Source organism: Rhodopila sp., assembly GCF_965277165.1.
In the GTDB taxonomy this organism is placed as follows: domain Bacteria; phylum Pseudomonadota; class Alphaproteobacteria; order Acetobacterales; family Acetobacteraceae; genus Rhodopila.
Window position 1 is genome coordinate 2,892,126 of the sequence record NZ_CBDICE010000006.1, and the last position, 24,768, is coordinate 2,916,893.

Annotated in this window: 17 protein-coding genes; 6 read left to right on the forward strand and 11 right to left on the reverse strand. The window is 67.2% G+C overall.

The window, feature by feature from the left end; all coding sequences use genetic code 11:
• Positions 1-19: 19 nt before the first annotated feature.
• Together ACQY4Y_RS25450 and ACQY4Y_RS25455 are read right to left on the reverse strand one after the other, a co-directional pair.
• Positions 20-2,656: a penicillin-binding protein 1A gene (locus tag ACQY4Y_RS25450; RefSeq protein WP_428493351.1), complete on the reverse strand. Its 2,637-nt coding sequence runs from the start codon at positions 2,654-2,656 to the stop codon at positions 20-22.
• A gap of 114 nt (positions 2,657-2,770) precedes the next feature.
• Positions 2,771-3,646 (reverse strand): N-acetylmuramoyl-L-alanine amidase family protein, encoded by an 876-nt coding sequence (locus ACQY4Y_RS25455; protein WP_428493352.1) that lies wholly within the window; start codon positions 3,644-3,646, stop codon positions 2,771-2,773.
• Between the two features lie 663 nt (positions 3,647-4,309).
• Here ACQY4Y_RS25455 and ACQY4Y_RS25460 point away from each other — a divergent pair.
• Complete coding sequence (locus ACQY4Y_RS25460) at positions 4,310-7,393, forward strand: Rne/Rng family ribonuclease (RefSeq protein ID WP_428493353.1); 3,084 nt, start codon at positions 4,310-4,312, stop codon at positions 7,391-7,393.
• A 146-nt stretch (positions 7,394-7,539) separates the two neighbouring features.
• Here the strand turns inward: ACQY4Y_RS25460 and ACQY4Y_RS25465 are convergent, their stop codons facing one another.
• The 3 genes from ACQY4Y_RS25465 to ACQY4Y_RS25475 are packed head-to-tail and all read right to left on the reverse strand — an operon-like array spanning position 7,540 to position 10,641.
• Positions 7,540-8,412 carry a carbohydrate ABC transporter permease gene (locus ACQY4Y_RS25465; RefSeq protein WP_428493354.1) on the reverse strand — a complete coding sequence of 291 codons (873 nt, stop codon included), beginning with the start codon at positions 8,410-8,412 and terminating at the stop codon, positions 7,540-7,542.
• A complete protein-coding gene (locus ACQY4Y_RS25470; protein WP_428493355.1) occupies positions 8,393-9,292 on the reverse strand; it encodes a carbohydrate ABC transporter permease in 900 nt (299 codons plus the stop codon). Before ACQY4Y_RS25470 ends, ACQY4Y_RS25465 begins: the two co-directional genes overlap by 20 nt.
• A gap of 2 nt (positions 9,293-9,294) precedes the next feature.
• Positions 9,295-10,641: an ABC transporter substrate-binding protein gene (locus ACQY4Y_RS25475; RefSeq protein ID WP_428493356.1), complete on the reverse strand. Its 1,347-nt coding sequence runs from the start codon at positions 10,639-10,641 to the stop codon at positions 9,295-9,297.
• Positions 10,642-10,793: 152 nt separating this feature from the next.
• Here ACQY4Y_RS25475 and ACQY4Y_RS25480 point away from each other — a divergent pair, with 152 nt between their 5' ends.
• Positions 10,794-11,477, forward strand: coding sequence for a hypothetical protein (locus ACQY4Y_RS25480; RefSeq protein ID WP_428493357.1), 684 nt, complete (start codon positions 10,794-10,796; stop codon positions 11,475-11,477).
• A gap of 154 nt (positions 11,478-11,631) precedes the next feature.
• Positions 11,632-13,854 carry a phosphoenolpyruvate--protein phosphotransferase gene (gene ptsP / locus ACQY4Y_RS25485; RefSeq protein ID WP_428493358.1) on the forward strand — a complete coding sequence of 741 codons (2,223 nt, stop codon included), beginning with the start codon at positions 11,632-11,634 and terminating at the stop codon, positions 13,852-13,854.
• 95 nt (positions 13,855-13,949) lie between these two features.
• Here the strand turns inward: ptsP and bcp are convergent, their stop codons facing one another.
• Positions 13,950-14,432, reverse strand: a complete 483-nt coding sequence (bcp, locus tag ACQY4Y_RS25490; RefSeq protein WP_428493359.1) for a thioredoxin-dependent thiol peroxidase — start codon at positions 14,430-14,432, stop codon at positions 13,950-13,952.
• On the reverse strand, positions 14,429-17,377 hold the full coding sequence (locus ACQY4Y_RS25495; RefSeq protein ID WP_428493360.1) for a bifunctional [glutamine synthetase] adenylyltransferase/[glutamine synthetase]-adenylyl-L-tyrosine phosphorylase: 2,949 nt from the start codon (positions 17,375-17,377) through the stop codon (positions 14,429-14,431). Before ACQY4Y_RS25495 ends, bcp begins: the two co-directional genes overlap by 4 nt.
• A 530-nt stretch (positions 17,378-17,907) precedes the next feature.
• Here ACQY4Y_RS25495 and ispG point away from each other — a divergent pair.
• Genes ispG through ACQY4Y_RS25510 form a run of 3 tightly spaced genes read left to right on the forward strand, consistent with a single transcriptional unit; the run spans position 17,908 to position 19,761 of the window.
• Positions 17,908-19,032: a flavodoxin-dependent (E)-4-hydroxy-3-methylbut-2-enyl-diphosphate synthase gene (gene ispG / locus ACQY4Y_RS25500; protein WP_428493361.1), complete on the forward strand. Its 1,125-nt coding sequence runs from the start codon at positions 17,908-17,910 to the stop codon at positions 19,030-19,032.
• A 4-nt stretch (positions 19,033-19,036) separates the two neighbouring features.
• Positions 19,037-19,456: an HI0074 family nucleotidyltransferase substrate-binding subunit gene (locus tag ACQY4Y_RS25505; protein WP_428493362.1), complete on the forward strand. Its 420-nt coding sequence runs from the start codon at positions 19,037-19,039 to the stop codon at positions 19,454-19,456.
• Positions 19,453-19,761 carry a nucleotidyltransferase family protein gene (locus tag ACQY4Y_RS25510; RefSeq protein WP_428493363.1) on the forward strand — a complete coding sequence of 103 codons (309 nt, stop codon included), beginning with the start codon at positions 19,453-19,455 and terminating at the stop codon, positions 19,759-19,761. Before ACQY4Y_RS25505 ends, ACQY4Y_RS25510 begins: the two co-directional genes overlap by 4 nt.
• A gap of 63 nt (positions 19,762-19,824) precedes the next feature.
• On the opposite strand, the gene ACQY4Y_RS25515 is transcribed toward ACQY4Y_RS25510, so the two are convergent.
• From ACQY4Y_RS25515 to ACQY4Y_RS25530, 4 genes are all read right to left on the reverse strand, one after another.
• Positions 19,825-21,294 (reverse strand): hypothetical protein, encoded by a 1,470-nt coding sequence (locus tag ACQY4Y_RS25515; protein WP_428493364.1) that lies wholly within the window; start codon positions 21,292-21,294, stop codon positions 19,825-19,827.
• Between the two features lie 34 nt (positions 21,295-21,328).
• The gene (locus tag ACQY4Y_RS25520) at positions 21,329-22,291 is read right to left on the reverse strand and encodes a DUF6384 family protein (RefSeq protein WP_428493365.1); all 963 of its coding nucleotides are present in this window, start codon (positions 22,289-22,291) and stop codon (positions 21,329-21,331) included.
• Positions 22,281-23,492: a hypothetical protein gene (locus tag ACQY4Y_RS25525; RefSeq protein WP_428493366.1), complete on the reverse strand. Its 1,212-nt coding sequence runs from the start codon at positions 23,490-23,492 to the stop codon at positions 22,281-22,283. The genes ACQY4Y_RS25520 and ACQY4Y_RS25525 overlap by 11 nt, the downstream gene beginning before the upstream one ends.
• 186 nt (positions 23,493-23,678) lie before the next feature.
• Complete coding sequence (locus tag ACQY4Y_RS25530) at positions 23,679-24,614, reverse strand: tellurite resistance TerB family protein (RefSeq protein WP_428493367.1); 936 nt, start codon at positions 24,612-24,614, stop codon at positions 23,679-23,681.
• Between the last annotated feature and the right edge of the window lie 154 nt (positions 24,615-24,768).

Genomic DNA, 24,768 nt, shown 5'->3' on the forward strand with positions numbered 1-24,768 from the left:
TCAAGTTGGACGGGCTGCGTCAATACAGCCCGCCCAGCCCGCTATCAACCCCGCCGTGCAGTCCCGAAGGCTGCTGCGCCGCATCCGAGGTCGGCGCGCTGGCCAGTCCCATGCCTAACGGCGCCGAGGCGCCCGGAACCTGATCCGCCTTGAATGCGTCGATAACCGTCCCGCCCCGGCCGCTGTCCCAGGGCGCCATCGTAACCCCCGGTGGCATCGGGAACGACAGCACCGGATGGCCCGCCAACGCGGTTGTCATGTAGCTGTTCCAGATCGGCGCCGCCACCGCGCCGCCGGTCTCGCCGTCGCCCAGACTGGCCGGCGTATCGAAGCCGACCCAGACCACGGTGACCAGGTCCGGAGTGAATCCTGCGAACCAGGCATCGGCGAAATCCTGTGTCGTGCCGGTCTTGCCGGCGATCGGCCGGTTCAACCCCTTTCCGGCCGGCTTGCCAGTGCCGCGCTGCACCACCCCCTGCATCATCGTCACCAACTGGAACACGCTGTCGGGGTCGGCGATCTGCGCCCTGGTATCCACCACGTCGGGCGGCTTCGATGGATCCGAGCAGCCGCCGCAGTCCAACCCGGGCGCGCGCATCACCACGTGCCCATCCTCGTCCTGCACGCTGTCGATCAGACTGGGAATGACCTCGCGCCCACCCATCGCCAGCGACGCATAGGCACCGGCCTCGCGCAGCACCGTGGTCTCCACCGCGCCCAGCGCCGCCGGCAGCACCAGTGGCATCGAATCCACCTCATGGAAGGCGATCGCATTGTCGGCGATCGCCTTCATGCCGACCTGCTGGGCCACCCGCAGCGTCACCAGGTTCAACGATTGCTCCAGCGCCACCCGCAGCGAGGTCGGGCCGCCGAACGTGCCTTCGTAGTTGCCCGGCCGCCAGCGACCATCCGGTGTGTCCACCACGATCGGCGCATCCAGAAACCGCTGGCTCGGCGACACGCCCTTCTCCAGCGCGGTCAGATAGACGATCGGCTTGAAGCTCGATCCAGGCTGACGATAGGCCTGCGTGGCGCGGTTGAACTGGCTCTGTTCGTAGCTCCAGCCCCCCACCATCGCCAGCACCCGCCCGCTCTGCGGATCCAGCGACACCATCGCACCCTGCACCAGAGGCACCTGGCACAACGTCGCCCGATTGGCCGCCGCCGGCATCGGCGCCGCCGGCACCCGCCCTCGCACCCGCACCACCGGACCCGATTGCGGCTCAGCCTGCACCGCCGGAGGCTTGATCATCACCACGTCGCCCACCCGCACGACATCGGCCATCCGCCGCGGCGCCGGACCCGGCTTGCCGTCCCGCACCACCCGCGCCCAGGCCACATCCGGCAGCGCAAGCATCGCCGCCCGCCGCGCGCCCAGATGGTTCAGCCACTCCACCTTCGCGGTGCTTTCCGACACCGCCGCGACGACCGCCAGTTTCCACGCCGCCAGCATGCCGGGCGGACGCGGCTGCTGGTTCAGCGCCGCCGGCCATTGCGTCTCGAATCCGACCGCCGGCAGATCCAGGTGCGCCACCGCCCCGCGCCAGCCGCCAAGCTGATGATCATAGTTCATCAGCCCGTCCCGCAACGACCGTTCGGCCGCGACCTGCAGCGCAGGGTCCAGGCTGGTGCGCACCATCAGCCCACCCTGCGTGGTGTCGTCCTGGCCAAACCGAGCCACCAACTGACGCCGCACGTCCTCGGTGAACCAATCAGCGCCCGGGATCGGCGGCGGCCGCCGAAACTCCGACGGCACCAGCGGCGCCGCCTTGGCCTCGGCCTGCTGCACCGGAGTGATCACGTGGTCCTCGGCCAGTCTGTCCAGCACGTAGTCGCGACGAATCCTCGCCGCCTCAGGATACTTGAACGGATTGAGGTTGTTCGGCGCCTTCGGCAGCGCCGCCAGGAACGCCGCCTCCGCCAGGGTCAGCTTGTCCAGCGGCTTGTTGAAATAGGTCTGCGCCGCCGCCGCCACCCCATACGCACCCTGCCCAAGATAGATCTCGTTCAAGTACAGCTCCAGGATGCGGTCCTTGCTCAAGGTCTGCTCGATCCGGATCGCCAGGATCGCCTCCTTGATCTTGCGCGACAGCGTCATCTGGCCGTCCAGCAGCATATTCTTGGCAACCTGCTGAGTGATCGTCGACGCACCCAGCGGCCGACGCCCCTGCCCGGCATGTGCCAGGTCGAACATCGCCGCGCGCAGGATCGCCATCGGGTCGATCCCGCCATGAGTGTAGAAATTCCGATCCTCCGCAGAAATGAACGCCTGCTTGACGATGGCCGGCATCGCCGCCACCGGCACGAAGATCCGGCGTTCCGACGCCAGCTCCGCCAGCAGCCGCGAATCCCCCGCATAGATCCGGCTCATCACCGGCGGCCGGTAGTTGCGCAACCCGTCCACATCCGGCAGATCGGCACTAAAATGCTTGTAGGCTATGTAGGCGCCGGCCGAACCCAGCACACCGACCAGCAACACCACGCCCAGCACCGCGCCGACGATGCCGCGCGCCGCTCGCACCAATACCCCCGCGCGCCGTTTCGACGGTTTTCCCGGCCCGCCGCCGTGCGGACCGCCCGTCTCGGAATTTACCCGCTCGGATTTAACGCGGCCGGACGGCGCCAGCTTCTCGCCGGCTCTCAGGGGTCCTGTCATGGTCGCGATATGAACGCTTTTGCGGCGAATCGCCAGCCACCGGATCACACATTTTGGTAGCCTCTTGCCGCCTCGCACGAAACCGACGCATCGCGCGCCTCGAACGTCTGGATCCTACCCAAGCCCGCGACCGGATCCTTCCGCCACATGGCCAACCCCGGCAAAATACGCCTCGATCGCTCGGTGCATCGCCGCGGCCACCAGCCGGCGGTGATCAACCCGGCGCAACGCCGCCTCGTCGCGCGGGTTGGACATGAAACCCATCTCCACGAGCACACTCGGAATGTCGGCCGCCTTCAGCACCACGAACCCGGCATGACGATCCGGATTCTCCAGCATCGGCAGGTCCTGGTCCAGGCAGTCGACCAGGCTGTGAGCGATCCGCGCCGATCCGGCCCGGGTCTCCCGCCGCACCAGGCTGGCCAGGATTTGCGCCACCTCGGGCGAGGTGCCCTGCCAGCTTCGCCCGATGAAGCGGTCGGCACTGTTCTCCTTGCGCGCCAGCGCGGCAGTCTGCACGTCAGACGCGGTCTGCGCCAGGGTATAGACCGACGCCCCGCGCACCGCGTGATCCACCAGCGCGTCCGCATGCATCGAAACGAACAGCGCCGCGCCGCGCTGCTGCGCCCGTTCCACCCGATCGTCCAGCGGAATGAAAACATCCTCGGCGCGAGTCAGCGCAACCCGATAGCGCCGGCCCACCTCCAACTGCCGCTTCAGCTCCAGCGCGGTGGCCAGCGAAATATGCTTCTCATACGTCCCCGATAGCCCGATCGCGCCGGGATCGCGCCCGCCGTGCCCGGGATCGAGCATGATCAGCGGCGGCGGCCGAGCCGCCTCGTGCGGCCGCTTTTCCCGCCGTGACGCCAGAGCCGGGCCCGCCATCGCCCGATGCAACGCCGCGGGCAGCAGGAACGTGCCGAACACCGACCCGCCCGCCGCGAAACGGCGCAGCAGCAACCGACGTGCGAACGGTTCCGTGAAAACCATGTTCGCTCTTAACATATCGGATGCAGAGCCGCAGCTTAAATGTTGATTGCGATCGCTTAATGGCGCCGCTGAACGATGTGCTTGCGGCGCGGGTCGGTTTGCTTCATGGTCATACCGCTCCGGCGATGACCGGGGACCGCCCGTAATCGTGGTTCCCTGGCTTTTTTCCGGCGGCGCGTGGTCCCTTGCACGGTCTGGTCGGAGCCAGCCCGGCAGGTGTGGGGAAGGATCCGCTCCGCCGCGGCCACGTCGCCGTCCGCGTCGCGCCCGCCATCTTGGATTTCGTGGCGCGCCGGGGTCCTGTCCGCCGCGGCCCGATCCGCCATGCAGGCAGCTCCAGCGCCAGACTTTCACACGGGGCAGCGTTTCCATGGAACGCGCCATCCGAACGCCAGGGACTGATGAAGCACGTCGCGCCACGCCTGCCCGGATTTTTACCGCCACCCGGCTTTCCGGGTGACCCGGGCAGCGCTTTCAGCCCCCCCCGGGCCAGATCTTTCGCCAGATCTTTCGGGGGTCATTGCGCCGCGTGTTCCGATTACCATCGCTGTCCTGAAACTTCGGGCGGGCCCCTTCCCGCAATCCTTGCCAGCCGTTCGCTGACCGCAACCCATCCAAGGGCCGGCTTCAGCGTCACGGCGGCGTACCGGAGTTCACGACTAAATGACGAAACGCATGTTGATCGACGCCTCGCACGCGGAAGAGACCCGCGTCGTGGTGCTGGACGGCACCCGACTTGAAGATTTCGATGTCGAGACATCGACCAAGCGCCAACTCAAGGGCAACATCTACCTAGCCAAGGTCGTCCGCGTCGAACCAAGCCTTCAGGCGGCGTTCGTCGAGTATGGCGGCAACCGCCACGGCTTCCTGGCATTCAGCGAGATCCACCCCGACTACTACCAGATCCCCGTCGCCGACCGCCAACGTCTGATCGAAATGCAGGCCGAGGAGGCCCGCCGCGAGGAAGAGGAAGACGACCTCGAACTGACGCTGACCCACGCGGTCGACGCGCCCGGCGCAACCCAGTCCGAAGCCCCGCCCGCGCCAGAGGACCAATCGCCAGAGGACCAGTCGCCAGAGGACCAGTCGCCAGAGGACCAGTCGTGGGCGGACCAGTCGTGGGCGGACCACGTCGGGGCGGCACAGGCAACCGAAGCGTCGGCCGCCGAACCCTGGGCGTTCGCGGCAACCCCGCCGCTGATCGCCGCCGACCCGCTCTCCGAGTTCGCCCCACCCTCCCCGCGTGCGCCGGCCACCGAGGCCTGGGCCACACCGTCCGTCCCGCCGCTGCTCGCCGAACCAACTACGCCGCCACCCGCGGCCGTCCCCGAACGGATCGCCGCCGAACGGATTATCGAGGACGATCCGGACACCGAAGACCACTATCACGACGATGCCAACGGCGACCCGATCGAGGCGCTGCCGCCGCCCGAAACCGTCGGCGGCGCCGACCACGAATCCGGAGACGACCAGCGCGAACGTCGCATGCCGCCGCGCTTCATGCGCAACTACAAGATTCAGGAAGTGATCCGCCGCCGCCAGATCCTGCTGATCCAGGTGGTCAAGGAGGAACGCGGCACCAAGGGCGCCGCGCTGACCACCTACCTCTCGCTGGCCGGCCGCTTCGGCGTGCTGATGCCCAACTCCCCGCGCGGCGGCGGCATCTCTCGCAAGATCACCTCCGCCACCGACCGCCGCCGGCTGAAGGAGGTGATGGCCGAACTCGATATCCCCCGCGGCATGGGCATGATCGTGCGCACCGCCGGCGCCAACCGCCCGAAACCCGAGATCAAGCGCGACTGCGAATACCTGCTGCGGCTGTGGGACGACATCCGCGACCACACCATGAAGTCGGTCGCCCCAGCGCTGATCTATGAAGAGGCCAGCCTGATCAAGCGCGCCATCCGCGACGTCTACTCGCGCGACATCGACGAAATCCTGGTCGACGGCGAGGACGGCTGGCACGCCGCGCACGATTTCATGCGCATGCTGATGCCGACCCACGCCAAGAAGGTGCAACTGTGGCGTGACGGCGGCCAGCCGCTGTTCGCCCGCAACCAGGTCGAGGCGCAGCTCGACGGCATGCTGATGCCCACCGTGCAGCTTCGCTCCGGCGGCTATCTGGTGATCAACCAGGCCGAGGCGCTGGTCGCCATCGACGTCAACTCCGGACGGTCCACGCGCGAGCGCAATGTCGAGGAAACCGCGCTGCGCACCAACCTCGAGGCCGCCGACGAAGTGGCCCGCCAGTTGCGCCTGCGCGACCTCGCCGGATTGATCGTGATCGATTTCATCGACATGGAATCGAAACGACACAACGCGATGGTCGAACGCCGCATCAAGGAGGCGCTGAAGAACGACCGCGCCCGCATCCAGGTCGGCCATATCAGCCATTTCGGCCTGCTGGAAATGAGCCGCCAGCGGCTGCGCCCCTCGCTCGCCGAAACCAGCTTCATCCTGTGCCCGCATTGCGGCGGCACCGGCCACGTCCGCAGCACCGAAAACGCCGCCATCCACGTGCTGCGCGGTATCGAGGACGAGGGCAGCAAGCGCCGCTCCGCCGAGATCGTCGTCCACGTCTCTACCCCGGTCGCGCTCTATCTGTTGAACCACAAGCGCGAGCGGCTGCAGGAAATCGAACTGCGCTACGCAATGCGCGTCATCGTCGCCGCCGACGACGCCCAGATCGCGCCGCAGTTCCGCATCGAGAAACTGCGCACCCGCTCCCCCGACGAGGTAGCCGCCGCGGTAAGCGCGGAACGCCCGATGCCGCCCCCCGCCGTCGCCGAGGACGACGAGGACGAGGCGGAGGCCGTAGGCGCCGAGGACGATGACGACGAGGCCGAGGACGACAGCGCCGAACAGCGCGCCGAGGATGGCGGCACCGGCGACGACGCCGACCGCCGCCGCAAACGCCGCCGCCGCCGCCGCCGTGGCGGCCGCCGCGACGACCAGCAGCCAGCGGGCAGCGACCTCGAGGACAACACCGCCGGCGACCCGGCCGAGGCGGAGTCCGCCGCCGCGGAATTGGCTCTATCGGGTGGCCCCGCCGAATCGCATGATCCCGGCGAACCCGCTGGCGACGCACCAGCCGAACCTGCAGAGACATCCGCCGGGGCCGCAAACGGGCTCGACGACGATCCGCGCAATCGTCGCCGCGGCCGGCGCGGCGGACGCCGCCGGCGGCGCGACAACGAACCCGAGCTGCCGCCGATGGCCGTGCCGGGCGCGGATCAACCCGACCTCACCCCGGTCTACGCCGGCCCCACCCCGGCCGATCCGTTCGGCGGACGCGCGTTCGACATTTTCGACGTGATGGATCAGGCCGAACGCGCGGCCGAAGCCCAGCCGCCGCAGCGCGCCGCCTCGGCCGCCGAAATCGTCAACATCACTGCGCCGGATCCGGCAGCCTCCGACATCGATCCGGCAACCATCGGCGCCGCGTCGCCCGATCCCGCCATCCCCCATCCCGCCGCATCCGATCCGCGCGCGGCGCAACCGACCGCGGCCGAGATCATGAACGCAGGCGCCCCCGAACCGGCCGCCGAACCGCCACTGCCGCCGACCGAACCGGCACCCGACAAGGTGCCACCGCGCGCCGCGCCAGCCAACGGTAACGCCGCCAACATCATCGCCGAACCGCCCCCCGCCGAACCGCCCCCTGCCGAACCGCTGGTCAGGCCGATCCTGATCGGCGCCGGCGGCGAACCCCCGCCAGAGCCAAAACGCGGCTGGTGGCGACGATGATCGGAGCATGATCGCGCCGGGCGGAACGCCCAAGGCGCGTGAATCATCCGACCAAACGATCGCATGATCGCGCCGGGCGGAACGCCCAAAGCGCGCGTCAATCATCCGACCGAACGATCGCATGATCGCGCCGGGCGGCAGCGAGCCTACTCCTTGATGCCGCCCGCCATCAGACCCTTAACCAGGTACCCGCGCACCACGACGGTGAACGCCACCACCGGCAGCATCACCAGCGTCCCGGCGGCGGCAATCTTGCCCCACTCCCAGCCCTCGTACTGCATGAAGTTAACGATCGCCACCGGCGCCGTCATCGCCCGGGTGCGGGTCAGGATCAGCGCATAGAAGAAATCGTTCCATGACAAAATGAAACACAGGATCGCCGTCGTCGACAGCCCAGGCGCCGACAGCGGTAGCGTGATCCGCAGGAAAGCCTGCCAGACCCCGGCCCCGTCGATCCACGCCGCCTCCTCCAGCGAACGCGGCACGCCGTCGAAGAAGCCGCGCATCGTCCAGATCACCAGCGCCAGGCTGAACGTCAGGTAGATGATCACCAGCCCGGCCACGGTATCGAACAGATGCAGGTAGCGAAACGCCAGGAAGAATGGGATCGTGAACGCGATCGGCGGCGCCATCCGGGTCACCAGGATCCACAGCGCGATCCGCCGCCTGGCGCGCAGCCGCCAGCGCGACAGCGAATACGCCGCCGGCACCCCAAGCAGCAGCGACAACACCGTCGCCGCGCTGCTCGCCGCCAGGCTGTTGCCGAACGACCCTGGAAAGTTCCCGGTCCACAGCCCTCGGTAATTCTCCAGCGTCGGTGTGAACAGCAGCGCCGGCGACAACACGTCATCGCTCGACCGGAACGACATCTGCAGCATCCACAGCACCGGAAAGAGCACAATCAGCAGCAGCAGCAGCGCCGCCGCATGCACCATCCAACCGCGATGCCGCCGCCGCGCCCGGCGCACTGCCAGGCGGCTCGCGCCCGAACGCCCCACCTCAGCGGTCGATGCCGTCATCGCCCGCGAACCGCCCGACGATCCAGCTCAATACGAAAACGCCCGCCACCATCAACGTGGCAACCGCGCTGCCATAGCCCCAGTAGGAGAAGTTGAAGGTCTGCACGAAGTCGTAATAGTTCGTCACCTCGGTGGCCCGGCCCGGCCCGCCATCGGTCAGGATGTAGATCAGCGGAAACGCCTTGATGCTGTCGATCAGCCGAAACAGCGCGGTGACCAGCAGCGCCTGCTCGATATAAGGAAGCCGCACGAACCAGAACAGTTGAACCCGGTTGGCACCGTCGATCTGCGCCGCCTCGATCGGCTCCTTCGGAACCATCTGCAACGCCGCCAGCATCATCAGCATGGTGAACGGAAACCACTCCCAGGTATCCGCCGCCGCCACCGCCCACAGCGCGGTGTGTGCGTTGGCAACCAGCGATCGCACCGGCAGTCCCACCAGCCGCAACATCCGATGCATCGGACTGATGTCGGGTGCGTAGATGATCTTCCAGATGATCGCCACCACGATCGGAGGCAGCACCATCGGCAGCAGGAACGCCGTCCTCACCGCCTCCAGCAGCCGCGACGGAATGTCCAGCAGCAGCGCCAGCCCAAGGCCGATCGCCAGTTGCAGGATCACCGTCACCGCCGACAGCTGCACCTGGATCCAAACCGAACGCAGAAACCGCGCATCCTGCATCGCCGCCACATAGTTTCGCCACGGTTCGGAGAAATCCAGCCCGCTGCCGGGGTTGACCGGCGTAAACGGCGTCAGGCTGGTCGCCACCAGATACACCGCCGGCACCACCGTCGTCGCCGCCAGCACCACCAGCGCCGGAACCAGCCCCAGCATGAAACCCCGCCGGCGCTCGGCCTCCCAGCCCCGCACCGCGGTCATGCTCAGAGCTTCACGCCGGAGCGCTTGATCTGCTCGATCGAATTCGCCTGCGCCGTCTGCATCGCCTGCTTCGCCGACTTCTCTTGCGAAACGATCGCCTGGATCGCCGCATCGATCTCGCGATCCACCTGCGGATACACCGGGACCGTCCGATAGGCCATGTAGCCGCTGCCGGCGCGCTCGATCGAGTCAAGGTAGATCTTCGCCACGTCATAACCGTTCAGCATCAGCTTCTGCTTGAACGCCGGCGAGTCGATCACCGAGCGACGCGTCACCGAACTATAGCCACGCTCGCTGAACATCCGCCCCACCATCTGCTTCGACATCGACCATTGGATGAACTGCCAGGCAGCGTCCTTGTTCTTCGATCCCACCGGAATCCCCCAGCCATGCGTCGCCAACTGCGGGAACCGCCCGGCCGGCCCGCCCGGCATCGTCGAGAACGCGCAGGTCGAGGCCACCTTGCTGTCCCTTCCGGCAAGCTGCACCAGAAACATCTCGTTATTGGTCGAATAGTTCGCCCGCCCCTGCTTCAACGTCGCAAGCACCTGATCATAAACATACGACAACGCCCCGTCCGGACCGTAATTCCGCAACAGCCTGCCGAAATAATCCGCCGCCTCGATCGACTCGGCACTGTCCAGCACAGGCATCAGGTCGTCGGGCGGGTGACGGAACACGTTGCCGCCAAACCCCTGCAGGTAGGCGATCCAGGTCCAGCCATAGTGGTTCTCGCACAGGAAGCCCGGAATGCCGTTCTTGTCGTTGACCGCCTTCAGCATCGCCTCGAGCTGGGTAAAATCACCAGGCATCTCGTGGCCGGTCTGCTTGATCAGGTCATAACGCGAGGCACCGGCCATATAGACGTCGGCAATCCACGGAATGCCATACACCCGCCCCGCCTTGTCCTTGAACGCGTTGGCCACGCCGGCCAGAAGATCGCCCGCGTCCCAGTCCGCCGGCGTGCGCTTCGGATCGTTGATGAACTCATCCAGCGGCGTCACCCATCCCGCCCCGATCCAACGGCCGATGAAGATGAACGTGATATTGACGACGTCATACGCCGAACTGCCGGTCGACAGTTCAAGATCCATGCGCTGGTTGTAGATCGGAAACGACGGCGTCTCGTAGTTCACCTTCGCGCCGGTCGCCTGCTCGAACTCCGGAATGTAAGCCGCCAGGTATTTCGGATACGCCGCGCTCCAGCACGATACGTTCAGCGTCACCCCGTCCAGCGGTCGCTTGCCGCCCTGCGCCGGCGCGCGGCCCGGCAGCATCATCACGCCACCGGCCGCCGCGCCGCCACCCAGAACACGCCGGCGGCGCAGGCCACGCGTATTGCTTGGCATGTCGTCCCTCCCACATTATCTTGTCCGGGATCCCGCGAAATCGCTTCGCCCCGCCACGCTTCATTCGCCGAAAGCGTTTGTCGTCGGTTGTACTGTCCGACACGGCCATTGACAACCATTCCCTCCACCTCGACCCATACCGGAGACGCAATTTGTCACCGCCCAAGGAACTGATCAGGGACCCCACCAGCGACCTCGCCAGGGCCCTCACCGATCATCTCACCGGCGAACTCCGCGACCCCCGGATGGCCGCCGAACTCGCCGCCGCCATGCGGCAGTGCAGCCTCGACTGGACCGCACCGACGGTCGCCGCCGGCGACATCGACACCATCGTCGCCTTCACCTTCGGCAACCGCCTGCATGCCAACGGCAATCGCTCACCCGGCCCGGTGAACCAGCAACTCGCCGACCTGACGCTGCAACTGCACGAAGCCACCAACGCACGGGTGTTCGCGCAATGGGAAGTGGCCGACGCGATCGGCACCCGCATGCCCCAGGCCAGCCTCGTCGCCATCAACCCGATTCGCGACGACCGCGGCGAGCCGGTCTATCTCAGCACTGCGGGCGTCCTCGATGCGATCGCCCTGCTGGCCGATCCGCCATCGCTCGGCACCGTCGGCGTGATCGCCTTCGCCGATCATCTGTTCCGCTGCGTCGCCAACGCGCGCCAGGCCGGCTTCACCGCGGCCGCCCCGGCCGGCCTGGCGATGCCCGACCACTACGACGCGCTGTCCGGCCAGCCCTGGTGCCGCGATCGTCTCGCCTACCTGCTGCACGACATCATGATCCGCGTCACCGAACGCCGCGCCGAAACCCTCGCCCGCGACGCTGGCTGAACGGCGTGCGCCAGTGCCCGGTGTTTGCTAACTTGTCCGCCCACCCAGCACGGGACCGCCCTCCCTTGGCCATGCACCTCAACGCCGCCCCGCCGGCCAACGAAACCGTAACCAACGGCCCGTCGATCCCGACCGGCGCCAATGCTCGTGCCCGATGACCGGTCACCGGGAACTGCTCGCCCGGCTGCGCGATCTCCGCGCCCATGGTTCCGCCCCGCTCTCGGCCATGGTCCGGCTGGTCGCCTCAGAACTGCTCAGCGAGGTCTGCTCGATCTACGTCCAGCGCCCCGGCGACATCCTCGAACTCACCGCCACCGAGGGGCTAAACCGCAACGCCATCGGCCGCACCCGGCTGCGCGTCGGCGAAGGCATCGTCGGCCTCTGCGCCGCCACCGGTTCGGTGATGAACCTGCCCGACGCGCAAAACCACCCGGCCTTCGCCTACCGCCCCGAAACCGGCGAGGAACCCTTCGCCTCCCTGCTCGCCGTGCCGGTCCGCCGCTCCGGCCGCACCCTGGGTGTGCTGGTGGTGCAGAACCGCACCCCGCGCAATTTCACCGAACCCGAGGTCGATGACCTCGAAACCGTCGCCATGCTGCTGGCCGAGACCTTGGCCGGAACCATCGCCACCGACGCCTCACCCAAAGGCCTGGACGCCACCGTGCCACGGGTGTTCACCGGCGCCCCGCTGATGGGCGGCCTCGCCGTCGGCAACATCGTCCTGCTGCGCTCCGCCCGCCGGGTCGTGCGCATGATCGCCGAGGATCTCGCCGCCGAACAGGCCAGGCTCGACCAGGCGGTGGACCGCATGCAGCGCGGCCTCGACGACCTGTTCGCCGATGTCCCCAGCAACGGCCGCGCCGCCGACGTCAACGCCTCACGCGAAGTACTCGACGCCTACCGCCTGGTCGCCTCCGACGCCGGCTGGCTGCGCCGCGTGGCTGAGGTGATCCGCGGCGGCATGACCGCCGAGGCCGCCGTGCAGCGCGTCGCCGGCGAACTGCACGACCGCATGCGCCGGATCAGCGACGTCTACCTGCGCGAACGCCTGGCCGACATGGAAGACCTCGCCAACCGCCTGCTTACCGCCCTGCTCGGCGACCCGCCCCGCGCCCCGGTGCCGGAAGGTGCCATCCTGCTGGCGCGCCGCCTCGGCCCGGCCGAACTGCTGGACTGGCACGCCCGCGGCATCGCCGGCGTCGCGGTCGAGGAAGCCAGCCCCGCCGGCCACGCCGCGATCCTGGCCCGCGCCCTTGGCATCCCAGCCATCGGCAGCCTGCGCGGCATGCTGGACAGCGCCGAACAAGGCGACGTTGCCGTGGTCGACGGCGACGAAGGTCAGTTCATCCTGCGCCCCGAAGCCGAGGTTCGCCTCGCCTACATCCGGGCGCTCGACGCCCGCAACGCCAAATACGCCGAACTGGCGACTTGGCGCGACCGCCCCGCCGTCACCGCCGACGGCATCGACCTGCGGCTCATGCTCAACATCGGCCTCAGCCTCGAACTGCCCCAGCTCGCCCGCACCGGCGCCGACGGCATCGGCTTGTTCCGCACCGAAATCGCCATGCTGGCCCGCGGTTCGGTCGCCGATGTGGCCGAACAGACCGCGATCTACGCCCGCGTCCTAGACGAGGCCGGCGGCAAGCCGGTGGTGTTCCGAACCCTCGATCTCGGCGCCGACAAGCTGCTGCCCGGTACCGTCACCGAGGAGGAGAACCCGGCGATGGGCTGGCGCTCGCTGCGCGTCGGCCTCGACCGCCCGGCTTTGCTGCGCCGCCAGTTGCGCGCCCTGCTGCTGGCCGCCGGCGGCCGTGAGCTCAGCGTGATGTTTCCGATGGTCGCCACCGTGGGCGAATTCGCCGCCGCCAAGGCGCTGCTGCTGGCCGAGGCGAAGCGGGTGCGCCCCGCCCCCCAGGCGTTGCATATCGGCACCATGCTGGAGGTGCCGGCGCTGATGTGGCAGCTCCCCCAACTGATGCAGACAGTGGATTTCATCTCGCTCGGTTCGAACGACCTGGTGCAATTCCTGTTCGCCGCCGACCGTGGCACGCCGTCGCTCTATGACCGCTACGATTTCCTGTCACAACCGGTGCTCGACATGATCGAACAACTGGTGATTGCCGCAAAGCCCACCCGGGTCCCGATCTCGATCTGTGGCGAGGCCGCCTCCCGCCCGCTCGAGGCGCTGGTGCTCGCCGCACTGGGGGTCACCACATTATCGATGCCGGCCAGCGCCATCCTGCCGATCAAGGCGATGTTCGCCCAGATCGACATGCGCGCCTTCCGCTCCGTGCTGGCCTCGATCAGGCGCGCCCAGGGATTCGGGCTGCGCGAGGCACTTGCCACCTGGGCGCGCGAACAAGCAATCATTGCCTGATCCGCCAGGCTGGCGCGCGATCGCTTTTGGCGGCATCGGCAAAAGACGACGCTCACCGGCGATGCAAGGACGACGGCGATACGCCGCTTTCAGCTTTACCCGGCCGCACCGGAGTTGGATTCCCGCATTGCTTTCAGCGTCGCTTCAGCGTGCCCGGTCACACTGACCTTCCGCCAGACTTTCAGCACTTTGCCATTCGGTCCAATAAGGAACGTGCATCGATCCATCCCCATGTATTTCCGCCCATACATCGATTTCTCGATCCAGGCGCCGTAGCGATCCGCAATCACATGGCCTTCGTCCGAAGCCAGCGGGAATGTCAGGCCAAACTTCGTCGCGAATCTCTCGATCGCCTTTATCGGATCCGCCGACACGCCAACAACGTCTATTCCGACTTCCTCGAACTGCGGCCTCGCCTCTTGGAAGGCGCAGGCCTCTTTCGTGCAGCCGGGAGTATCCGCTTTCGGGTAAAAATACAGAATGAACGGTTTACCATTGTAATCGCTCAATCTGACCCTGCGCTGGCCCGTCGCCGGCAAGTCGAAATCGGGCGCCGCCTCGCCTTCCTTCACGGTCATTGGTCCGGCCCCCCCACATACTGCTCAAACATCATTCGTACGTCCTTCGCGATCTTATCCGATTTCTCCAACAGATCGTCAGCGTCACTCACCGCTACACCTGCTTTTGCCGTCGCTTGCAGCAACGGTATCGCTGACGCATGCGGCAAGGTCTCGGTTTCAACGCGGCCGACGGTAATCCGAAGCATGCCCTGGATCGTGCGCCACAGACGTTCAGCTTTGATCAGAAAGCTCCCATCTGTCCTCGATATCGCGCCGACGTCCATCAATCGCTTGAGCGCCACGCGAGTGGTCTGGCTGCGGCGAAAACCGGAATCGTCCGCATGGATCAGTTGCAACGTCTGCGCGATGAACTCGATATCGACTAATCCCCCGACGCGCAGCTTAACCTCCCAGGGCCGGTCCGACCGGAAGTCTCGCCCCATGCGTTCCCGCATCTTCTGGGCGTTGATCCGAATTTGCCTCGGATTCCGTTGCCGCCGTATCGCACTCTCGATCACCTCGTTGACCCGCCGGCGCAGCGCGGGCGGCCCCGCCACCACGCGAGCCCGGGTCAGGGCCATGCGCTCCCAGGTCCATGAATCCCATTCGTGGTAGTGCCTGAATCCCCCCAGCGACACAGCGATCGGTCCCTTGCTGCCCGATGGTCGCAAGCGCATGTCGAGATCATACATCCTTCCCTCGGCTCCTGGCGCGGTGAGTGCGGCAATGCAGGCCTGCGCCGCTCGCCCGAACCATTGGCCGCTCGGCAGGCTGCGGCCGCCACGACTTTCGTCCACTCCAACGGGATAGTCGTAGATAAACATCAGATCGAGATCCGACCCAGCCATCATTTCTCGACCACCCGCTTTGCCCATTGCCACGACAGCAAGCGAGCCGCCGGGAACATGGCCGAATCGGCAGGCGAAATCGGCGATCGCTCGGGGCACCAGTGTAGACAAAACCGCCTCCGCGAGCGCCGTCCGCTGCCGCCCGGACGCATCGGCGTCCAATCGCCCTTCCAGGGTCGCCACCGACAGAAAGAAATCCCGCTCCTTCACCGTCCTTCGTACCGCCAGGACAGCATCCTCCAACGTCACCGCATTCGCCATCTGAGAGCGAACCAGACGCCTGGGGTCGGCGTTCTCCGTCTCCAGGAGTCCCTCCAGCGCGGTTGGATATCTGGCAAGGTGCTCCGACAGTATCGGGGCCGCCCCAAGCACCGCGGCTATGCGCTCGAGCAGGATCGGATTGCGCTGGAACAGCGACATCAGCTGTACGCCCGCCGGCAACGCGCTGATAAAACGGTCGAAGCGGTTGAACGCCTCGTCCGGATTCGGCTGGCGCCCCAGGGCGATCAGCATCGTGGGTATCATGGTCGTCATCAAGTCCCGAGCCCGGCTCGACCTCAAGGCGCGGACGCGCCCGGCCAGCCATTGCCGCACAGCCATGATGATCCGCGTCGCATCCTGATACCCAAGGCCGTGCAGCGCCGTGACCGTCGCGGCGGGCTGCGGATCGTCACCTCGGAAGTCCAGATCAGGCCCCACCGCCTCGGTCCCCGCCAGATCGGGAACCTGCTCGAAGGTCGCCCGGTAGTTGGCTCGAACAACGCTGACATGGCGCAGAAAATCGAGTGCGAAGGCGTTGGCGTCCTGATACCCAAGGAAGCAGGCGATCTGGACCAACTCCTCGACCGGCTCGGGCAATCTATGGGTCTGGCGGTCGTTCACCATCTGAATGCGATGTTCAACCCGCCGGAGAAACCGATATGACTCCGCCAATTGACGGCCCGCGGCCCGCGGCAAATGGCCGACTTGCGTCAACCGAACCAACGCCGGCAATGTCGGCTTTATGCGCAGCGTCGGGTCCCGCCCGCCCCATATCATTTGCAAGGTTTGCACCAGGAATTCGATCTCCCGAATCCCGCCCCCGCCCAGCTTGACGTCATGGCCGGCGATGCGCGCCACCGGATCCGCCATCCCGACCAGCGCGGTTCCCCCGGCCACGTCGATCCGCCGTTTCATCGCGTGAATGTCCGCCACCGCCGCGAAATCGAGGCCGCGTCGCCAGACGAATGGCCGGATCGCTTCAAGGAAGCGATGACCCAGCGGAACATCGCCGGCAACGGGACGTGCCTTGATCATCGCCGCACGTTCCCAATTCTGGCCCATGGTCTCGTAGTAAACCAGCGCCGCATGTAACGACACCGCGGGCGGCGTCGCCGCCGGATCCGGCCGCAGCCGTAGATCGGTGCGGAACACGTAGCCGTCGGCGTCGCGTGCCTCCATCAGCATCACCAGATTCCGCGCCAACCGGGACGTGAACGAACCGATCCGCGCCGCCGCGGTGCCGCGTGCATAGGTATTGGACGTACCGTCGTATAACAGGATCAGGTCGATATCGGACGAGTAGTTCAGCTCTGCCCCGCCGAGCTTCCCCATCGCCAGCACGACAAAACCACAGTTCAGATCGGGTCGCCCGGGGTCTTGCAAGTGTATTTCCCTGCCGTCGTGAGCCGAGCGGAACAGATGGCGAACCGATAGGCGCAATGTCGACTCCGCCAAAGTCGACATCGACCCGGCCACGTTTTCCAATGGCCAGATCCCACCGATATCAGCGATCGCGGCAATCAGGGCCACCCGCCGCTTCGCTTGGCGGATCGCCGCGGCAATCTGGGGCCGCCCCGCGGAGACAGACACCTGGTCGAGGGCGGACAGGCTTTGCGCCAGCGCGGCAGCGGGCCCCGCGGTCACCAGAAGATGGATCAGGCCGGGTTCCAGCGTCACCAATGAAGCGAGGTACGGGCTATTGCCTCCCAGGCACCGCAGCATTGGCAGAACGCCCGGTATGCTCAGCAGCCGGTTTTCGTCGACCTCTCGAAACCGCTCGAGGAGCCTGGTCGCGGCACCCTCATCGCAGGGTGGTGGCCAATGGCGGGGTATGAAAATGCCGGTTGGGTTCATCGTTCGAAAGATCACGCTTTGGTCCGCTCCACCAGCGGACTGTTCGATATATTTTCCCCGCGCCAGACAGACTGCCCGCGCCAGACAGACTGGCCGCGCCGGACAGACTGGCCGCGCCAGACAGACCGAATGATGCCCAGTCCGATTGGAAATCCCGGGGCTTTCGGCGGGGCCTGTAACGGTATGGACTTGATCCGACGGCAGGTCGTCGATCACGCTGCCTGCGGCAAATTTTTCTCCGCCATCGGCAGCGTGTCAACGAAGCGCCGCGGTCCGTCGGTGGGCATGATATCATGCCACCGTTTCGCCCCGCGGGCGTGTCCGCGCTGCCCGCACTTGCAGCGGCGCTGCCCAGGCAGTAGCGAATTGCCGCCGGACAGCTCATAATAAGGCCGTCAACCCAGGGCCTCGCCGCGGCGCCCTCACTCAGGCCGCCCTCACTCAGGCCAATGATGTCGCGGCCCGATGAATCCTCGACAACGCCCGTGCCCGACTCAGGGCGCGCGCGTCCGACCAGACAGGAGACCCCGATGTCCTACCGACCCTACCAGGAAATCATCCGCCGCAAGTCGCGCCGGGTCTATGTCGGCAAGGTCCCGGTCGGCGGCGACGCCCCCATCACCGTGCAGACCATGACCAACACCCTGACCCACGACGTCGCCGCCACCGTCGCCCAGATCAAGCGCGCCGAGGCCGCCGGCGTCGACATCGTCCGGGTCTCCTGCCCCGATCAGGAAAGCGCCCTCGCGCTCAAGCAGATCGTGCCCCAGATCGAGGTGCCGATCGTCGCCGATATCCATTTCCACTACCGCCGCGCGCTGGAAGCCGCCGACAGCGGCGCCGCCTGCCTGCGCATCAACCCCGGCAACATCGGCAGCGACGAACGCGTCAAGGAAGTGATCAAGGCCGCCCGCGACAACGGCTGCTCGATGCGCATCGGCGTCAACGCCGGCTCGCTGGAAAAGCACCTGCTGGAAAAGTACGGCGAACCCAACCCCGAGGCGCTGGTCGAAAGCGCGCTGTATCACGCCAACATCCTGCAACAGCACGACTTCCACGACTTCAAGATCAGCGTCAAGGCATCCGACGTGTTCTTGGCCGTCGCCGCCTACCAGCAACTGGCCGAGGTCTGCGACCACCCGCTGCATATCGGCATCACCGAGGCCGGCGGCCGCCGCATGGGCACCGTGAAGTCCGCGATCGGCCTCGGCTCGCTGCTGTGGGCCGGCATCGGCGACACCCTGCGCGTCTCGCTGTCCGACGAACCCGAGGAAGAGGTCCGCGTCGGCTGGGACATGCTGAAGACCCTCGGCATCCGCCATCGCGGGGTCAAGGTGATCTCCTGCCCGTCCTGCGCCCGCCAGGGCTACAACGTGATCGAAACCGTCCGCACCCTGGAAGACCGCCTCGGCCACATCGAGACCCCGTTGACCCTGTCGATCATCGGCTGCGTGGTCAACGGCCCCGGCGAGGCGCTGATGACCGACCTCGGCGTCACCGGCGGCGGCAACGGCCGCCACATGATCTACAGCGCCGGCAAGACCGACCACACCATCGACGGCGCCTCGATGGTGGACCACATCGTCGAATTGGTCGAAGCCAAGGCCGCCGCCATCAAGGCCGCCGCCGAACAGGACAAGATCGCCGCGGAATAGCCCCTTGCCCCCAAGCGCCGCCAAACTTGACATCACGCCGCTGGTCAACGCCGTCGCGCGTCTGCAAGAGGGTCTCGCCCGCCATCATCGCGACCCAGCCGACGAACAGCTACGCGACGGCCTGATTCAGCGCTTTGAATTCACCTACGAACTCTGCCACCGCCTGCTGCGGCGCTACATCCGGCGCACCGCCGCCTCTCCCGAAGATGTCGATCGAATGACATTTCAGGATCTGATCCGCACCGCCAACCAGCAAGCCTTGCTGGCCGGAGACTGGCCCGCCTGGCACCGCTATCGCGACCTGCGCGCACTCACCAGCCACACCTATCAGGCGGACACCGCCCGCCAGGTCGCCGCTTCCATCCCGACGTTCCTCGCCGAGGCCGAGTATCTCCGCGACCAGTTGCTCGCGCGGCTGGCGTGACCCAGACGATCGACCTGACGCCACACGACCTGGCGATCCTTCAACCCATTCTTGCGGATCTGCTGCCGCCCGACACCGCGGTCTTCGTGTTCGGCTCCCGCGCCACCGGCACCGCGCGCCGCTATTCCGACCTCGATCTCGCGCTCACCGGCACGCCACCAGTCAATCGCGAAACGATCTCCCGGTTACAGGATGCCCTGACGGACTCCGACCTGACGATCAAGGTCGACATCGTCGACCTCGCTGCCCTTGACCCGGCCTTCCGGCGCATCGTCGAGGCCGAGATGATCGCCCTGCCGCGCTAAAGTGCGATCGCTTTGGGTGGCATAACCAAAAGCGTGAATCGCTCGACCTGAACCGATCATGCTCTAAAACGACCCCCCGGTCTTGAAGCCCCCACCACCGCCGCCAATCCGCCCGCCGGTGCGGAAGCCGCCGCCACCAAACCCCCCGCTGCGCCCCCCGCCACCGAGTTGACCCCAAGGATCATGCATCGGCGGCAGGTTCCACGGCCCTTGGCGGTTGCCACCCTCCGACCCCTGACGTCCCCGGCCACCACCTCCCCAAGGGTCGGGAACCTGGCGCCGGTTCATCTGGTCCCAGAACCCGCCCCGGCTCACCGCACCGCGCAGCAACTCGCCCAGCAGCATCCCCACCATCGCCCCGTCGCCAAAATTCCAGCGGCTCTGCCCGTAGCCGCGCTGACGCATCTCGCCGCGCACCTGGCGCAGTTCCCGCACCTGGTCCTGCGCCGCCTTCACCCCCGCCCGGCGCTGCACCAGCATCTGCTCCGCCTCGGCCCGCACCGCGCCCGCCTGCTCCAGCGACGCAACGATCGCGTCATCCTCCAGCGTCGGAGTCCGCGCCGCCGCGGCCCGCAGCGACTGCAGGCTGCGCTGCCCAAGCGCCGCCTCCAGCGCGCCCATCGCTTCCTGGGTCAGGGAGTCCTCACCCGCCGCCGCGGAGGTCACATCGCCCCGCACCGCCTCGACCGCCGCCCGCTCCGTCTCCAGCCTGGTGTCCGCCTCGTCCATCGACCGCCGCAGCGCCTCGACCTCGTGCGCCGCCGGCAGACCGGCGATCCGGCGAGCATGTTCCGTCACCTCGGCCGCCTCGGTCCCCGCCACGCCCCGCATCCGCTCGGCATGCGCCGCAAGCTGCTTCGGCAAATCCGTCAGCAGCGCATAGTCCCGCCTGGCAACGTCGAACCGCGCCACCCGGGCCACCCAGCGGTCGATCAACCGCACCAGCAGCCAGGAACGATAACGCGGAGTGCCAAATCCCCGCCGCCACAGATAGGCAAACAGCGGGTCCGCCAGATACGGCCGGCCCTTCACCTCGCTGTCCGTCAGCGCGAACGCGGCCTTCTGTTCGGCGTGCTCCGCCACCCGTGACGCCGCCTCCGCAGCCTGCTGCCTCGCCTGCCATTCCGGGTCAGCCAGCACCGCATCCTTCGCCGCCAACAACGCCCGTTCGGCGTTGGCGTCGGCATCCCGCAGCGCACCGGCAATCCGCTCCCGCTCCCGCTCCGCCGCCGCCAACGCCGGCTCGCGCGCGTGCAACGCCTCCCGAGCGGCGGCAATCTCCGCCCGACGCCTGGACAGCAGCGCCTCCGCCTTGGCGTCCGCCTCATCCAGCCGCCGCAGATCGACCGACCCCTCGCCCAGCGCGGCCAGCCGGATCCTGGCCAGCGCCCGCAGCGCCGCCGCTTCCTCGGCCCGCGCTTGGTCGCGCCGCGCGATCAGCCATTCCAGCTCCGACTGCCCCGCCGCCGCCTCGCCCTCGATCTGGCGCAGCCGCTGGTCAACATTGTCGAGCAACTGCAGACCGTTGATCATCCCAGCCCCCGCCCCCGCCTCACCATTTGCCGCCTCACCATTTCAGGATCGCGCCGCCGCTGGTGGCGATGCTCCAGCGCGGATCCAGTTCGCCCGCCTTCTTGGTGGCGACGATCGGATCCTGCACCACCCCGTCGCGCATCTTGTCCTGCCGCACCCGCTCGAACGTGTCGGCGCTGACCCGGACTCCCCACATGCTGACATTCGCGGTACGGCCATCCTCCTCGCTGGTCACCGGAACCGACACCGGACGGCCGGCGCCGTCGACCGCCTCGACGATCAGGTAGAAGTTCCGCGCTCGGGGATTCTCCGAAGGCGTCCGCCACACCCCCGACGGCATCCCCGGCCGCGACACGATGCGCACCGTATAGGCCTGCGACACCTGCCGCTGCAGCGCCTGCAGCGCCGCCAGCCTGGCCCGGGCATCACCCAGCGAGCCAGCCCGAGCCGCCGCCTGCCCCTCCGCCGCCAGCCGATCCGCCCGCGCCCGCACATCCGGCAGGGTACTCGCCGCCCGCACCCGATCGACCTCTGCCGTCAGCGCCCGCGGCAGTCCCGTTGTCAGTTCCTGCTGCTGGGCCACCAGCCGCCGCTCCGCCGGCTGGTGAATGCCGAACCACCAGCCGCCACCCAGCAGGACAATGGCAAGCAGCGCGAACCCCAGCGCCCGGCCCCACGCTGCCCTGGTCGCCCACGCCGTCGCCAGCCGCCGGGAAAAGCTCGCCGGCGTCCGCTGATAGACGAAGCGGTTCTGCTCCAGCGCCGCCACACCCTCATCCAGGATGTGCTCCGGTACGTCGATACCCTGGGTGCGGTAGATTTCCCGCAGCCGCTGCTTCAATGCCGACGCCCGCTGATCCGCCCCAAGCTCCCGCTCCACCAGGCCCTCGGCGTGACGCAGCGTATCGACCACGTCCATCGCCAACATCGTGTCGTTCAGCGGCGGCGGGTCCGCGGCGGTCGCCGCCGAGTCTAGTTCGGCCGCTTCAGACGGCATGCGGCGGCGCTTTGACGACCGGGTCCGGCAACAGCGTCGCATCCTGCGCCAGACGCGCGATCTGACGCCGGCTGTCTTCAACCGTGCGGCGGATCTCGTCGCTGTTCTGGGTCGCTGCCTGCCGCATCTCGGCGATGATCTCGTGCGAGCGCTGCTGATACGCCAGCACCGAATCCACCAGCCGCTTCACCGCATCCGCTCGGATCGTCGGCCCATAGCCGGCACGGATCGCCGCCTCCTGCACCTGACCGCCAATCTCGGCCAGCACCTCGAGGCTCTGGTTCACCCCCGCCTTCATGCTGTCCAGCGTCTTGGTGCTCTCCGCCAGCCCATGCATCCCGGTGAACGACGCGGTCAAAGCCGTCAAGACCGTATCGTTTGTAGAAAAGAACGAAACCGACTGCTGGTAGACCCGCTCCTTCGCCGCCGTGGTCTGCGTCAGCCGCGCCATCACCACGTCGGACGCGTTGTACGAAACCGTCATGTTGTCCGACAGGTCCTTCGCCACCTGGTAACGAGCGTCCTCGCCCTGCAGCACCCGCACCGCCTCGTCGCGCAGCAACTCCAGCCGCGCCCGCTCCACCGCCGAGGCATCCGCCGCCGCCTCGATCTTGCGCGATGCCGCATCGGTGCCCGCCTTTGCCACCTCCAGCGAAGCCTCGGCCTTCTTCAGCACTTCCAGCGCCATCACCTCGGCTTCCTTCATCGCGCCGCGGAAATCCAGATAAGCATTCAGGATCGCGTGCTCACGCTCGATCTGGTCCTTGGTATCGCGCGACACCTCGACATAGGTCGTGCGAATCTTGGCGAACCGGTCGGCGATATCGCCCCGGGTCACCTTCTGCCACACGTTCGACAACCGCTCGAACGTGCTGATCCGGCCATCCTCGACCTGCTTGACCATCTCACGCGCGTCGTCACGGATGGAGTTGAACGCCGTCGTTATTGTCTCGTATCTGTTGCCGATATGCATGCCGCGGATCTGTTCGCGCACCACCTCGTTGAACATCGACGCCTGGTTCAACACCCTGGCGATCAGCGCCACGCGGTCTTCATCCAGCGACGATATCTTGCTCAGCAGCCCAGTCATCGGGCTCTCGGCACTGCTCGCCTCGGGCAGCGGAATGCCCAGGTCACGCAACGCACCCAGTGCCTTGTCCAGGTAACGCATCGGCTGGCCGATTTGCACCGCTGACGACATAACGGACCCCCCCATGAAAGCCAAAACGTGAAAGCCAAAACGTGAAAGCCGAACGTCTCGGATCCCGTTCGGCGTTGCTGAACACACTTCCGCCGGGTGGCGCAGCCCGCGCGCCTCGTCTACCCCCCGGCTCTCAACGCCCCCGCCCCCACGGCAATGCAGCCCTCGACCCCGCGGCGACCGCCCTCAGCCTTTTACGTTCAACGCCGCGTTGATCTGCGCAACCGCTTCCGGCTGCAGCGTCAGCGCCTTGGCCAATTTCGCCAGGTAATCCCGCTCGGCATCGGTATCGACATCGATCGCCATCACCGACGCGGCGTAAACTTCCAACGCCTCCTGCCGGCTCTTGACATCCCGCGCCAGGGCCGCCGGGTCCACCGGCTGACGCAGCTCGTGCTCCACGAACGCCCGCGCCTCCGGCCCGTCGCCGCCGCGATCGATGTGGCCGGTGATCCGAGCCGTCTCGGCCTGATCGACGGTGCCGTCCGCCTTCGCCGCCTGCACCATGGCGCGAATCATCAATCGCGCCTTGCGCTGCACCTCCGCCGGATCCGAGTAACCGGGAACCTGCGCCAAGGTCTTGGCCGGCGCCCCGCCCGCGGCCGTAGCAGACCCGCCGGCAGCGGCGGCAGGCCCGCCCGGCGCCGAAGTAGACGCCGGCGCCGCACTCGACCCATCCGAGGAGTTCTGAAACGCTGTGTAGGCAATGCTGCCAAGCATCGCCATGATTCCCCCGCCAATGGCGCCGCGTCCGCCACCCAGCACCGCACCGGCAAGCGCCCCCAGACCGCCGATCGCCGCAGGGTTGTTCTGTGCCACTTGGTCCCGCGGCGACGCCGCCGCGCGGCGCGCATACTCGCCAAAATTATTCAGAAATCCCCCGCCGGCCTGCTGCGCGCCCGCTTGCTGCCTCCCTGGAGCCTGCTGCCCCGACCCGCCCAACATGCCCCCGATCAGCGACCCCAGCCCGCCGCCGGCACTGGCGCCGCCAAGCTGCGACAGCACCTGTTGCATCAACCCGCCCTGCTGCCCCTGCCTCGAAGCAGCGTCCAGGCGTCCAGGCATCGAGGCTGGCGCCCGGCCCTCCAGCAGCGCACCCAATAGCTTGGTCGCATCGAACATTGCTTGATCTCCCCGTTTACAGTTAAAGGCTTTCGCATCCGGAACGACGCCAAAACTCCGAGACGTGTTCGGCGACCTGCTTATCCTGGCTTGGCGATAGAGTGCCTGGTAATTGGCGTTACCATCTGTTGCCCGAATACTGCATGAATTATTG